General features: G+C 43.5%; 14 protein-coding genes, 1 pseudogene and 1 riboswitch. All 15 genes and pseudogenes read right to left on the bottom strand.

Annotation, left to right across the window (positions count from 1 at the left end):
- Positions 1–171: 171 nt before the first annotated feature.
- The gene (locus A3849_RS02085) at positions 172–1,704 is read right to left on the bottom strand and encodes an HD-GYP domain-containing protein (RefSeq protein ID WP_074109948.1); all 1,533 of its coding nucleotides are present in this window, start codon (positions 1,702–1,704) and stop codon (positions 172–174) included.
- 502 nt (positions 1,705–2,206) lie between these two features.
- Positions 2,207–3,148: an alpha/beta hydrolase gene (locus A3849_RS02090; RefSeq protein ID WP_074109949.1), complete on the bottom strand. Its 942-nt coding sequence runs from the start codon at positions 3,146–3,148 to the stop codon at positions 2,207–2,209.
- Between the two features lie 269 nt (positions 3,149–3,417).
- Positions 3,418–5,271 (bottom strand): choice-of-anchor A family protein, encoded by a 1,854-nt coding sequence (locus tag A3849_RS32260; RefSeq protein ID WP_178382578.1) that lies wholly within the window; start codon positions 5,269–5,271, stop codon positions 3,418–3,420.
- A gap of 82 nt (positions 5,272–5,353) precedes the next feature.
- Positions 5,354–5,444, bottom strand: a riboswitch (cyclic di-GMP riboswitch).
- A gap of 1,113 nt (positions 5,445–6,557) precedes the next feature.
- Positions 6,558–6,980: an ASCH domain-containing protein gene (locus tag A3849_RS02105; RefSeq protein ID WP_074109950.1), complete on the bottom strand. Its 423-nt coding sequence runs from the start codon at positions 6,978–6,980 to the stop codon at positions 6,558–6,560.
- Between the two features lie 184 nt (positions 6,981–7,164).
- Complete coding sequence (locus A3849_RS02110; protein ID WP_074109951.1) at positions 7,165–7,575, bottom strand: hypothetical protein; 411 nt, start codon at positions 7,573–7,575, stop codon at positions 7,165–7,167.
- 313 nt (positions 7,576–7,888) lie between these two features.
- Positions 7,889–8,335 (bottom strand): YxiF family protein, encoded by a 447-nt coding sequence (locus A3849_RS02115; RefSeq protein ID WP_074109952.1) that lies wholly within the window; start codon positions 8,333–8,335, stop codon positions 7,889–7,891.
- Positions 8,325–8,588, bottom strand: a complete 264-nt coding sequence (locus tag A3849_RS33915; RefSeq protein ID WP_372237739.1) for an HNH/endonuclease VII fold putative polymorphic toxin — start codon at positions 8,586–8,588, stop codon at positions 8,325–8,327. The genes A3849_RS02115 and A3849_RS33915 overlap by 11 nt, the downstream gene beginning before the upstream one ends.
- A 293-nt stretch (positions 8,589–8,881) precedes the next feature.
- Complete coding sequence (locus A3849_RS02125) at positions 8,882–9,355, bottom strand: hypothetical protein (protein WP_074109954.1); 474 nt, start codon at positions 9,353–9,355, stop codon at positions 8,882–8,884.
- A gap of 728 nt (positions 9,356–10,083) precedes the next feature.
- Positions 10,084–10,572 carry a pentapeptide repeat-containing protein gene (locus tag A3849_RS02130; RefSeq protein WP_178382580.1) on the bottom strand — a complete coding sequence of 163 codons (489 nt, stop codon included), beginning with the start codon at positions 10,570–10,572 and terminating at the stop codon, positions 10,084–10,086.
- A 223-nt stretch (positions 10,573–10,795) separates the two neighbouring features.
- Positions 10,796–11,003 (bottom strand): annotated as a pseudogene (locus tag A3849_RS31990) (RNA 2'-phosphotransferase); the annotation flags it as partial.
- 72 nt (positions 11,004–11,075) lie between these two features.
- Entirely contained in the window at positions 11,076–11,429 is a 354-nt protein-coding gene (locus A3849_RS02140; protein WP_083613333.1) for a hypothetical protein, read from the bottom strand.
- 199 nt (positions 11,430–11,628) lie between these two features.
- A complete protein-coding gene (locus tag A3849_RS33440) occupies positions 11,629–12,018 on the bottom strand; it encodes a hypothetical protein (RefSeq protein WP_256700618.1) in 390 nt (129 codons plus the stop codon).
- A 447-nt stretch (positions 12,019–12,465) separates the two neighbouring features.
- Positions 12,466–12,972 (bottom strand): DNA polymerase III, encoded by a 507-nt coding sequence (locus A3849_RS32660; protein WP_074109956.1) that lies wholly within the window; start codon positions 12,970–12,972, stop codon positions 12,466–12,468.
- 17 nt (positions 12,973–12,989) lie between these two features.
- Positions 12,990–13,715 (bottom strand): hypothetical protein, encoded by a 726-nt coding sequence (locus A3849_RS33445; protein WP_256700619.1) that lies wholly within the window; start codon positions 13,713–13,715, stop codon positions 12,990–12,992.
- Between the two features lie 33 nt (positions 13,716–13,748).
- Complete coding sequence (locus A3849_RS02160) at positions 13,749–14,246, bottom strand: hypothetical protein (protein ID WP_074109957.1); 498 nt, start codon at positions 14,244–14,246, stop codon at positions 13,749–13,751.
- Positions 14,247–14,259: the final 13 nt, after the last annotated feature.

The raw sequence follows: 14,259 nt of genomic DNA on the forward strand, positions 1-14,259 counted from the left end.
TATTTTTTAGTTAAAATCCAGACTTATTAATTATAACGGTCCGTTTGCAATCCTTCAATGAATGTACTCGGGTTTTGTCGGTTTTAGGGAGCAGTTCACAAAATAGGCACGCAAGCAGAAGCGGATACCGATCATAAATGGATGGCATCCGCTTCAATAAGAAATATTAGGTTATCCCGCCCTGCCTGGATAATCTGTTTTATCCAATTTCTCCGTTTTTCCGAAATAAGCCAGAAACAAACCGGCAAATTCAGGATCCCACTGGGTCCCTCTTCCCTGTTCCAGAATAGCCAATGCCCGCTCATGATTCATCCCTTTACGGTAAGGCCTGTCGGAGGTCATGGCATCATAAGCATCAGCCACGGCTATAATCCGGCCATACAGCGGAATAGCCGTTCCGGCCAGGCCGTCCGGATATCCCTTGCCGTCATAACGTTCATGATGCGAACGAACCCCGCCCAGGTAAGGCGCCATCTTTTCCACAGGCTCAATCTGTCGCAGAATATTCTCTCCAAGCACGGGATGACTCTTGATCTGGTCAAATTCCTCATCGGTCAGCGCCTCCTCCTTAAAGAGCACGCTGTCCCGCACACCGATTTTGCCGATATCATGCAGAAGGGCAGACTTGCGCAAATTATCCAGCTTCTGCCCGGTGAGCCCCGCGAGCTGGCCAATAATCACCGAATACTCCGCCACCCGCAGTGAGTGCCCGGCAGTGTACGGATCCCGGGCATCCAGCGCAACGGCAAGGGTGGTGAAATAGCTGTCGAGCAATTGCCTGCTCTGACGCTCCCGGGCCTGCAGGCCGCGGACCATCATATTAAATCCGGCCACAAGCTTCGAGAATTCATCGGAATATTCGTCCTGCATCTGCAGAAGCTGCCCGTCTTTGATATGGTTCATCGCTTGGTATAATTCGTTAATGGGATGCTGCACACTTCGGGTTAGAAGCCAAGCCGCTATGGAAGAAAAAAGGGTGCCGATCATTAGCACAAGCCCCGCCCACTCCCAATAGTTCTGCATGCCCTCCACTAATCCGCCCCCCAGCGTTTCCAGCCTGATCTGGGTTGCCATAATAAAAAGAATAAGCGGGAAAGTGCCGATCAGCATACAAGTGACGAGAAATTTAGGGCGGATAGGTACAAACACATGGCCTTCCAGAGAAAAATCAACCATATATAACGTCAATGCCCGGTTTCTGAACTCTTTAATCAGCGGAATAATCGCCGAAGAGGTCAGAAAAAACTCAATTAATGCATGCATACTTGCCACCAGAATGGCCCCGGCGACTGCAAGCACTAGATAGAAGTAGGGTAAGCTGATTAGTCCGGTACGGATCATCCATAAGGTCAAAAGCGACGCTGGCAGAGACAGTCCCAGAAAATGCGGACCCAATATCCGCTGTACCGCAAGCTTCGGCAGCCGGTGAGTATGCAGATAAGCTTCTTCCAGGATAGCGAGCGTCGGTTTCCGCTCCGCAAGTGCCCTCCGTATGGGCCGCATTTGCCGGAGGAAGACACTGATCTCTGTCACAGCCATAATGACGAACGAGATCAGCAATACATAGAGCAGCCGCAAATACTCAGTTGGGCTTATTTCAAGTGACGAGAGAAGAATCAGACTTCCCACCGCAAGCACGGCAATCACAGAGCCAAATATGTAGTTACGAATCTGTTTTTTCAAAAAAACTCCGTATATATTCATCGGCCCCCCTCTTTCCAGCCTTCCTTTAAGCTTAATGATTTGCATTTCTTTACATTACATGATATACTTAGAGAATATTTGTTTGCAGTATACATTATCCCCATCAAGAAGATGTCAAGCCGATTCGTTGCCCATTTATCTATTATCGGCATTTTGGACACAAAATCTTACGTTTTCTTGCAGTACTCTTCCTTTTTATGAGATTAAATTCGAACATAGTTTTCCGATTCGCACTGGCGCGGCCACGGAGCCGCAAGGACAAAAGAGAGGTAGGGCTTTTGTCGTTTTGGAAGGATTATTCTCGCCACACGGCTGCTGGAAATAACAAGGATCAAGACACCCGTTCTTCTCACGGACGGCGGGGGATTAAATATACGCAGAAGACATGGCTTCGCTGCTTTCTTTACATAGAATGCGGTCCCATGTGTGGAACATATTAGCGCCCGATAACCGCAGCTTGCGGATATCGGGCGCGTCTACGTTTCCGGGGCTTTTTTCAAGGTTAGTGGACGTAACGGGTCACAAAGTCGGCCACTTTTGTTACATACGCCGCTTTGTCTGTATCATACGCCAGGCCGTGTCCCGCACCATGGACTACAAGCTTGTCCTTGGGACTTCTGCATGCCTGATAGAGTTCATCCATCATATGGAAGGGCACGAACTTATCGGCATCGCCATGTATGAACAGTATCGGCACCCGGGCTTTACGGACCTGCTTCAGCGCCGAAGCCTCTCCGAAGAAATACCCTGCCTTGATGCGGGTGATAAGGCTCGCCATATGCACAAAAGGAAAGCTTGGTAGATGGTACATCCGCCACAGCTGGTATGACAGCTGCGCTTTGACAGAGGTATATCCGCAGTCCGCTACGATAACTTTTACCTGCGGCGGAAGCTCTTCTCCTGAAGTCATCATCACGGTTGCCCCGCCCATGGATATGCCGTGCAGCACAATCTGTGCCTCCGGCCCGTCCTCTGCAAGGATGTACCCGATCCACTTCAGATAATCCCTTCGCTCCGGCCAGCCGAATCCGATATAATCCCCCTTGCTGTCGCCATGTCCACGGGCATCGGGAATCAGCACATTATAGCCCATGGTCTCATAATAAATTTTGGCGCACGCACCCATATCCTTGCCTTTACCGGAATATCCGTGAGCTATAATAGCAGTCCGCCCTGCGGCACGCTCTGAGGGCAGATAATAGCCTCGCAGCGTCAGCCCGTCATCAGATGTAATCTCAATATTTCTGAAGGTGTGACGGGATACCCACTCCGCCCCTTCCCCCCAGGATGCCCCGGCAACCGGCGGGTCTACCTTAAGATCAGGAGTCTTCGCCAGAAACTCCTTCGGGGCCCGCTTGATCGCAACTCCATAAAAAAAGAATCCTGCATAAGTCACACCGCCAGCAATAATCAGCAAGGCGGCAATTAGAATTACACTCCACATGAATGTTTGTCACCTTTCTTCGATAAAATGGAATCCCACTTAAAAGTAGCCTTAGCGCTACCCGATTTCCAGCATAGTATAACATGGCCCGGGGACCAACTGGAAATCCAGCTGATTTCTGGCAAAATCCATTAAATGACCCAACGAAAAAACAGGACACCTCCATGGTGAAGGGGCCCTGTTCTTTTCACTTGTTATACTGCTGTAGTTATCTTTTTTAACCTGCTAAGATGTAGGATTCCATCATCTATAACGGTCGGCAGTCACTTCTACCGTTTGCGTTTACTGCTTCTTGCTGTTCTGCTGAGGAGCAAACCCAAGCCTGCTATTCCCAGACCAGCGATGTAATAAGGTGCCGGACTGGATTCCCCGGTTTGCGGCAGCTTGTCGGGTGTATCCACACTGCCCAAAGGAATCTCATCATCTAGTACCACTTCATCTCCAGACTTCGGTGTTGCTGTTGCAGACGGAGCAGGGGCAGGAGCTGGTGTAGGCTGGAGTGATGCTGCCGGCTGAGATGGAGCGAGCGTTGCCACCGGCCCCAAAGGTAATGGATCATCATTGATTACCGTATCATCTACAATCGTACCGATTACCGTTGTTGGCGTTGGTGTTGGAACAGTTACCGGCACGAAAATAACTGTAGTGTTTGGCGTTGGTGTCGGTGTTACTACGCTTGTAGGCGTAGGCGACGGGGTTACCGCCGGTGTTGGTGACGTCGACGCGCTTGGTGTTGGTGACGAGCTTGGTGGCGCTGTTGGTGTTGGCGTTGGCGTCGCTGTCGCTGTCGGCGTTGGTGTCGGCGTTGGCGTTGGTGTCGGCGTCGGCGTTGGTGTCGGCGTCGGTGTCGGCGTCGGCGTTGGTGTTGGTTTCGCTGTCGGCGTCGGTGTCTCTGTTGGCGTTGGCGTTGGTGTCGGCGTCACAGTTGGCGTTGGTGTCTCCGTTGGCGTTGGTTTCGCTGTCGGCGTCACAGTTGGCGTTGGTGTCTCTGTTGGCGTTGGTTTCGCTGTCGGTGTCGCTGTTGGCGTTGGTGTCTCCGTTGGCGTTGGTGTCGCTGATGGCGTTGGCGTCTCTGTTGGTGTCGCTGTCGCTGTTGGCGTTGGCGTCTCTGTTGGTGTCGCTGTCGCTGTTGGTGTCACTGTTGGTGTCGCTGTCGCTGTCGCTGTTGGTGTCGCTGTCGCTGTTGGTGTCGCTGTTGGCGTTGGTGTCGCTGTTGGTGTCGCTGTCGCTGTCGCTGTTGGTGTCGCTGTTGCGCTTGGTGTTGGTGTTGGCTTTATAGGTGGTTCCGACCCGTCATATGGATAGTGGTGCATCTGCACATAACCACTAAACGCTTTGGCGATTAGAGTACCATGGAGTTCTGCATGATCATAAAAGACGCTGGCATGAGGGGCCAGTATTGTGCCTTCAATGGTTGTATTCCCAATATTCAGAGAAGCAGCTTCATAGAAATTGAACAGTACCTTACGGGGTTTGCCTCCCCAGAATTGAAAATTAGGAATCTTCACAGAGCTTCCGCTCACATTAATAACCACGGTAGCATCACCTGTTATGTTGAACTGCAAGCCATTGGCATCAGCCAAATCTGCAGCGGCCAGATGAATGACATTATAGGAATCCGGAGCGTTGATGGTGATCTTCCCGTATTCTTTTACAAAAGGCTGTGTCTGCGGCAAAGCGGCTAATTCATCCGAACGCTGTATCAAAAACTGTTCCTCAGCTGCAAAATCAATCGGGGTTCCCTTCCGGGGAGTTTCCTTAAGGTCTGCACGCGTGTTGGTTATACTGCCGCCATATACTGCAGCGCCATATATTGTACCGTCTGTCAGACTGAGATTCTTGCCTGCAACCAGCACATCCCCGCCAGGTGCATCCTTGGATACACCGTATCCTTGCAAAGTAATATTCCCTTCAGCCGCAAGCCTTCCATGAATCTGATCATAAGACTGCGTGAAATCCCCAAATATAAATGCGTTAAAATTACCGGCAACGCCTAAAACAGGTGTAGGGGTATACGGCATATTGGCCGCTGCACTAACATTCCATCCCCAGGTAATTGTACTGCCCAATACCAACACCCCTGCTAGTATCAGAGCTGCTGCCTTCTGTGTTCTTTTTTTCAATCGCATGCACCTCCTAGTAACTTATTCTATGATTTTGCCAAAAACATATAACAACAAAAAAACCGCCACGAAGGGTTAGCTTCACGGCGGCCGGACGATCATAGCCCCTGCTTGCGGGCATTAGATTCCTGACTTTGCGTCCTGTCCTTTCGAACAGTTTGCGTTTATACATGATGGTGTGTAATTTGGCGATTCTTATGTAGTCTATGACAATTGTTACTTTTGAACTAGTTCCAGTTTACCCCCTCCATACTCCTATTGTCAATCTATTCCTTTAGGGTTTTTTTAGGTGCTTGGCACATACAGATATTGGACAAACCCTTTGTATATAAGGGATTATAACTTACATGCATCAAAATTTCACTCTGCATACGAACAGCGTCAGATCTAAGATTTACTCTAAAAAAGTACCAAACCCGCATTTTATCTGAGATTTTAAATATTAAAATATAGTATTTTTGAACTATATACCTAATATTCTACAGATTTGCAATATAACAAAAGAACTGCCACGGAAACAACCGTAAGCAGTTCTTGATCTACCTCTATGTATGCTATATGCGCTACCGTAATCAGACACTGCGAATATAGCTGATTGGTATGTTACAGCAGTTGAATCCAGCCAATCATCGACATCCATAACGGAATGCTCAAAAATAGACCAAATGCTAAACCACGGCGGAGATTTCCTTCATGACTCATCATCATTCTCCTCTTTGGGGTGCTTTATTTCCTTACGCTTTAATCTTTAGTATTTCAATTTTAATATATAATAATTCTTCGGATTTTATTGTGAAAAATATCACATTTATTCCTCTTGTATATAAATACTCGGGGTCAGCTAACGAAATAAAAAACGGGCCTCGCCATGGGAGTTGGCAAGACCCTATAAGCTATCTATAAACACTGGGGAGTGTCTGGTACATTCAATATATATCTTTAACCTGAAAACAAGCTGATAATTACATAAAGATTACATTAAAAGCTTCCAATAGCTCAGGGTGCCGAAAAAAACGACCAGTGCCACGGGAAAGATAATTTTCCGGCTCGCCTTATCCTCGAACGAAAAATACAAACAAAGCATACAAAGCCACGCAATAAGGAGACTTCCCATTTCCTATGCATACGCCCTTTCTTATCATCCTGATGATCACGCGGGGTTCACTGGGCTGCACCAACAGCCTTATAAGAAGATTACCCGCGAGTCAGCCGGTTCATACCCAATAATGGCTTGGGCCGCTAAATAAATTTCCGATTATGCCAAAAGGTTGTACAGGCCCAGCGGGTCACTGCTCTCCCTCCAGCACAGGGTGTTCCCAGAAGCTCAGCCTGCCTTTTGCGGGAATCGGATGGGCAAGCGCCGTTACCTCTTCCAGCTTCCAGGCATAGCGTCCTTGTGAATAATCGCCAAAAGCAAATTCATTGCCGCCCGGCCAGCCCGCTCCGGCATCCTTATCCGTCACCTGGTAGCAATCGGCCAGACGGCTTGTAGCGATAATGGCTCCGAGAGGTAGGTTGTCTGCACTGAATCCATGCCGCGCCAAAGCCGACTGGATCGGCTCCTGCCTGCAGGCGGATTTGTCGATCCCCATTCCGGCATGAATAGCCAGCTCACCACGGTATGCTGTTTGCCAGGAACGGGTCTCGAACTGCTTTTCCTTAAGCGCAATTAAGGTGGCCCAAGGCTGCCGGACCGTGAGACATTTCATCTTGTGCCTATTCCCCTCTCCAGAAGATCAAAAAACGCAGCCTCCCGAACATCCGGAAAGCCGCGCCGCCTATTGTTTATCGGGATGCCGGCGAAGGAGCATGAAGCCCTGGCCTGCGCATTGTGTGTGCTTTCTACTACTGTATTGTATGACTCTATGGGGTTCTATGCAACTTTTACTGTCTTTATTGGTCAAATAAATAATGGATGAACTCCGGAGCCACCCACGCATATGGATTAACAATCACCCTGAATATGGAAAGGATGAGTGAAACAGGATCACTTATACCTATATCCGCTCCGCCCCAGCCGGATTGAGAAGAAGGTTTGGAATCATCAAGTCCATACTTTTCTATCAGCCTTTCTTGGATGCCGCTGTCTGCAGCTATCGTTCCACCATCCGCCGCATGGGCAGCTCCAGGCTGTAGAAGCATTACGAAGACCACAAGCAGACTTATAACAATTAGTATGTATTTACGTGACATACACCGTTTCCCCGTTTCTGTTCTATTTTTGAGGTACTTCTCCATTTCGGGAAAGTATTCAGTACCACAACTACGATTGGTTGTATTTTGATTAATGCTATTGTCATCCATAAATAATTGCCTCATTTTACTTTATTTCTATATCGTCAAGGAAATAGCGGATTAAACTAACCGGATCAATATTATCAATAAATGGATTATTTTTCAACATGGATTCATTAATCTACTCTATAGCAACTTTTACGCACATATCCCGCTCTTTAAATGGTGAACAAGATCAAGGCTGTAGCCCTATACAAAACCATCTTAAACACATACAAAAATAGGCCCACCAAAAGTTTCTGGCTGACCAAATAATACGAAGAAAACCTTGAAAGGCATGAAGCCTTCCAAGGCAGTTTTCATCAAAATCCCCAAACTGTTTTTAAGTAATTATGTTCTTCCGCTTCAAAACAAATACCGAATCTCCATCAATTTGAAAAACAACTACATCTTGACCACTTAGAAATTCAATAATTTCCTCAATATGATTTAAGAACTCTGAAAAAGTAATAATAATAGCTCCTGACGTAGCGTCTTGGTAATGTAATATTATAACCTTCTCGTCCTTTAAATGCTGATTTGACCCAAGAATTGTTTTTAGATCTTCAATTACTTCACCCAGGCGCTTTAACTGCTGTGTGTTTCCGTTATCCTTTACTAATTTATATATCATAGTTCTAGCTGTGGTAGTTTCATTCGGGCTTAAAAATTGTTCATCGGACAAGTGCATACCTGTCAGCTCGAAGAACTGCTGAATTACTAGTACTCTGGACTGTTTGGCTTTGTTTAAAGATAAAAGCTTCCTCAGATTCTCTCTATTATTTCCCATTATTTCGAAACCCTCCAAAGTCTTCTGGATAGTGTCCCTGTGTTCCAGGTATCCGTCGGTACCTCTCGTCTGCTTTTAATAAATCTTGTCCCGGATACTTCTGTTCAGCACCATGAAAATGAGGCCCTCTTCCAAACGGATCGTTCTGATGCTCAATGACGTATTTTTTCTGACTGTCTACATCATGCTGCAGGTCCAATTTCAGTCTACCCGGTCTAGGGGCGTTTGTCACAATTTCCGGTACGACATCCACTACCTTACTCGCGGTCGTTCCTGCTTTGGCAACATCCGTTGCGACTTCAACTGTTTTTTCGACCTTGGAGGCTACGCTGTAAGGTATTCTAGAGTTTTCGAAGGAATTTAAAGAAGGCAAGAAAAAAAAGAACAAAAATGGTCAATCATTGTCGTATCTGACAATGATTGACCATAAAATGTAAAGCCATAGCGCTAATAGGGTGAATATTTAAGATTTGATATGTGCATAACCCTATACGTGTTATTGAATGATTAATAAAATTATTCTACACCGAGTTGTTATACATAAAATTAAGTTTTGCTCAGTCTTAATACCACAATATTTCCCGAGTTACCGAAACATGAAGCATGATACAAACCCTCATAAATATTCTCACATTGATAATCCTCAATAAAAACTGTATCGGTATTCTTTTCACTATAGGCGTATCTGACAAGAATAATTGTAAGTTTTTTAATATACTTATTTTTATAGAGTTCCTGAATGCTTTGTCCAAATTGTTGAATTGGGTAAGGTATTTCATCCATTTCAAACCATTCATCAAATTCACCAATAAACTCTTGATTTTGAATCTCAACGGTATCGGTATTAATAAATTGAGCAAGATGAGAGAGCTTGTGCTCAGAAATCACACTTTTAGATAATACCCTAAAGAGATTACTTTTTTCGAATAGTGATACTATTAGTGATGAAACATCTACGTCTGCTTCTACATCTAAATCAAATGAAAGAAATTGAGTACAATCAAAAATCACATCAGCCATGGATTCCACCTCGTAAGTGGGGATGGAAGAAACCTCCACCCCCTATTCAACTTAAAAATACTATTTTTGATACTTTCCGTTATTCAAGTAATCGTATAATTGACTGGCATCCTTTCTTCCGGGTTTTGTTACTTCAACATCACTCGCAAACATTCAAATAGTACTTAAATCCTTTTTCCTTCAAACTCAAGGAAGCATCTAGATACTGACCTAATCTTAACTTAAAAGGATTATAGAAATCCCAGTAGATGTCCGTAAACCCGACTACAATGCGGTCAATCGAAACTTGTACGTCTTTCACGTTCAGCCCCCAACCTAAATTTTTTAACGGATTTCGGACTATATTAGCGGCAAGGTGGCTAGCGACGAAATCTCTATATGGGTATTACATAGGTTAAGTGTGCTACTGGTTGAATTAAGAATTCATCCGGCACTAGGTAGCCCCAACAAAAAGAAACCTCAAAAGGCACGAAGCCAATCAAGGTTTTAAGAGTCATAGATTTTTATATTACATTGCCTGTTTCAAATCTCAGAAATTTTGAACCTCTGAAGGAATTCCTGCTTTAGTGTATTAGGTTATACTTTTCAAGCATTTACGTGCGTAAAAAGGAAATTAAAAAGGCATGAGCCAGTGAAGGTCCAAAAAGCTAACTATAATAAGGATAATACTTACGCTATTCGAATCCTATTGTAATAATATCTAAATTTATTACTTGACGTAATTAAATTCAAATCTTGATCGCTCCATACTCCAACGGGTTAAACATTGGTGGCCAAATAGTATTTTCATCAAATAAAGCACCTTCAAGTACAATATCTTGTATCCTTTCACACAACATATTAGCTCCCATTAATTTTGCGTATTTAAAATTAGTATTCCATACATCGGCTCCAACTAAAATAGCGTTACTTAAGTTAGCATTACTTAAGTCAGCTCCTGCAAGTTTTGCCTTTGTAAGATTTGAAGACTCTAAATTAGAATTTTCAAGTATTGCTACCATCAGCAAAGCACATGTTAAATTTGTTCTACTTAAATTCGCCTCTTTAATCTCAGCACCACGTAAATTTGTTCCTACTAAACTTGATCCGCATAAATTTTCTTGATTAAGAATAGCTCTATGCAAGTTTAAATTGTCTAAATTTGATTTTTCAAGTGAATCCACATGAAGTTGTATTGGTTCATTTGCAATACAATTAATAATAATAATTTTGTTCACCCTCTTTATTATTTGTTTCCCAATCAAAAGGATCAATTTTTACATTTCCCCATTTAACAACACTATCTGGCTTACCACCAGGATAAGGAGTAGTAGATATGTCAACTCCAGATACTCTGCCTGTAACGATGATTACCATCCACAATAATGTTATTATCAACTTTGATTGGAGGTGGAATCTCGCCATTTGATAAACGTTGAGTATAACGATTAATTGCAGGCAATGATACAGCACCTTGTTGAGCTTGTAAGGGGGAATTCCAACTGTCTTCTGTATTCTTTGAGGTACGGAGTGACCATATAATGCCCTTATCTTCCCGTTCAATATCTACCCAGTCCTCATTATCCAACTCTAGCTCATATTCCCAAGGCGCATGACGTAACGCATATGATACCTCTTTGCTGAGTTTTAAATAATCCAATCTCAACATCACCTTCGCTATATTCTTGATAAACAAAAATCCCAAAAGAGAAGTTAATTCTCTCTTGAGATTTTGAATTTGTTATTCAAACTGTATCATTTCATCTATTGCCTCTTTAAACCAGTGCCAGAATTTAGAGTATGACTTCCGTTGTTCATGGCCAGGGGACGCAAAGTCATGGATGATCTGCACTTCTTCACTCTTTCCTATTTCAAAACATGCAATGTCATCGTTATCATCCCTGCGAGCAAAGGGAATTAACAATCGATCCGGATATCTCATTTTTAATCCTTTTAACCTCTGAAGAACCTGATCTTCATTCATTATATACCATAAATCAAAATCTACTAAATTAAGTCTAACTATCCTTAGGAAGTCATCAGGATATTTGAAATCCATCGGTAATTGAGAAGTATCAAGTAAATTTATTCCCATGCTATTTACCATCCCATCCAGTAATATTTGATCCGTTAGGATACGTATTTTTATAGGCTGCTCCTTGTTTACCAATTCTCAATTCAATAGCATCTCCCCATGTTGTAGGTACACCTTTTTTCGTAGTAAATCGTTCAATGTAGCTATCTGGCAATGCTACATTCGCATCATGAACAATAGCCTTAACATCAATATTTGCCTATTTTGCAGATAGCACACGAGTATTATCGATTGTGGTCAACTTACTATCTGGCATTCTGACAACTTCAATAGGAGAACCTACCCAGCCATTTCCCTTCATACTTTCTATTATCTCTGCTGCATCGTTAACTTTATTTTGGCTAAATCGAATTTCATTAGGATTGAATGTCTGAACTTTACCCGTATCCCCAGCATCACTAGCAAAATGCTGCAGGTCCAATTTCAGTCTACCCGGTCTAGGGGCGCTTGTCACAATTTCCGGTACGACATCGGCTACCTTACTCGCAGTTGTTCCTGCTTTGGCAACATCTGTTGCGACAGTTGCTGCTTCGACTGTTTTTTCGACCTTGTAAGCTGTTGCTACTGCTTTGAGCTCTCCCGCTCCCACAAAGAACGACCCGAGTGTCAGCACACTTTCCGTGAAGAATTTCGCTCTGCTTCTTGTATCGGCACTGTCTCCCGTTACATTCTTGCTCCATTCTGCACTAATCGCTCCGCCGATGGCCTTCCCGGTTTGGATCGGGTGGGCTATCAGGACTGAAATAAATTAATTCCATCAATCATCTCTTTCAAATCACTATCACTAATTGATTTCCACATCTCATCAATACACATCACTAAAAGTAATTGTTCAATATCTACCCAGCACTCGCCATGTTCTCTGAAGAACAAAACTCCCAAAAGAGAAGTTATTTCTCTCTTGGGAGTTTGAATTTGTTATTCAAACTCTATCATTTCAACTATTGGATCTTTAGACCAAAACCAATACCGGAATGTAGAGTATGATTCAAAAAGGAACCTCGAAAGGCTAGAAGACGATCGAGGTAGACATTATTTATTCTTCACATACTTGGATAATCTCTTTAGGAACTGGCTCAAAAACCAATACTTCCGGTTTTGCATAGGGTTTCTTTGCTTTGTATTCGTCAAGTGTCATCAAGCTGTCCCAATACAATGTCACCCAGTGTTCTAAACTTTCACCTGTATCAAAATTTAGTGCTTCCTCATCAGTATCCTTCAAATCCTCATAAAATGCTTGGTCATAAATGGATAATGAAATTTCTCCATCAAAGACTAAGATTTCACTTGTAAATTCAGGAAAGCAAAATGACTTTGTAAACCGATTAACCATATCAACACCGATTGCTTCTCTGAAATTAACCCAATTGGGTGTATTCAAAGGTCTAAACCGCTCAGTTACATCAAGTTTCACCCTGCCACCATTGCTGTATCGGTTGTTAGATTTGGTTGTATGGTTTATACCGCCCGACATAATCTCTTCCATGGAAACATAATGTTCATGGCCTTCGGGCAAGTAAGCGTGATATAGCATGCCATTCATCCTATCACCACCTAATTTTATTTTCTTGGAACGTAAGGAAAATGTGAACTTCTCGTAGGGTCATCCAAGTTTTCAAACACTCTATGACTTCCTGTCGGAGTATCAGGTGTACTAATGTTCCCGTCAAACTCTTTATAATACTTAGTTATTCTTTGTGTATTAGGGTTATTGGGATTGGGCCAGTTTGAATATGCTTTATCAGAATTAGTCATTGTTTCTTGTCTTAATTTCCCAACATCAACATCTTCACCATATTGTGAACGATTTGGAGTCGATGGCTTATCTGGGTCATACAGGTGCTTTTCAGAGTGTGGGTTAACAAAATCATTTGGATTGCTTCCCCCACCGGGCTTTGTAGGAACTGGAGCATGACCCATCCCCTCAGCATCACTAGCAAAATGCTGCAGGTCCAATTTCAGTCTACCCGGTCTAGGGGCGCTTGTCACAAATTCCGGTACGACATCGTCTACCTTACTCGCCGTTGTTCCTGCTTTGGCAACATCTGTTACGACATTCGCCGTTTCAGCTGTTTTTTCGACCTTGGAGGCTGTTGCTACTGCTTTGAGTTCTCCCGCTCTTACAAAGAACTCCCCAATCGTCAGCGCACTTTCTGTGAAGAATTTCGCTCCTTCTATTTCCCGAAACTCCGCACTCTCTCTGCTTTCGCAAACGTTTAATTGATACTTCGGTGTGGAAAAAATGCCCCTGCAAAAAAGAACCTTGAAAGGCATAAAGCCAATCAAGGCAAATAATTCTCATGTGTTCAATAATCCCTCTTAGTATACTACCAACTTCCCATTGTTTGGATATTCGCCATCCCAACCACATGGAAAATTACCATTCTCGTAAACTAGAAGTAAGTCTAGGAAAAATACAGGAAGCTTTTTGCATTCAGAATAAGCGCATTCCATAATTGCATTAAGTACATCCCACTTAACACAATCAACAAAGACATTATCGAGATCATTTTGTTCTCTGTAACTTTGCAATCTGGATGACAGAGACGACTCAATATATCTCTTTGCATCTCTTACAGTGTTGTTCCATTCCAGATATTTATTAGGATATCTGGAATGCAGAAATTCAGTTAGAGTATTTCTCGCCTCTAATGTTGTATTCTCCCAATTAACATCTGAGTACCATATTTGCGCTTGCTCCCAACTGTTAACTTGAACGGTATTTTGATTAACACCCTCACCATTTATAGGGACTCCACAATTTGCAAACCACTTAATGTTATCAATTCTTTCAAATATTCGTCTGTTTATCTTCAATACAATGCACCTC

Source organism: Paenibacillus sp. P46E, from assembly GCF_001909095.1.
Classification (GTDB): Bacteria; Bacillota; Bacilli; order Paenibacillales; family Paenibacillaceae; genus Paenibacillus_AQ; species Paenibacillus_AQ helianthi.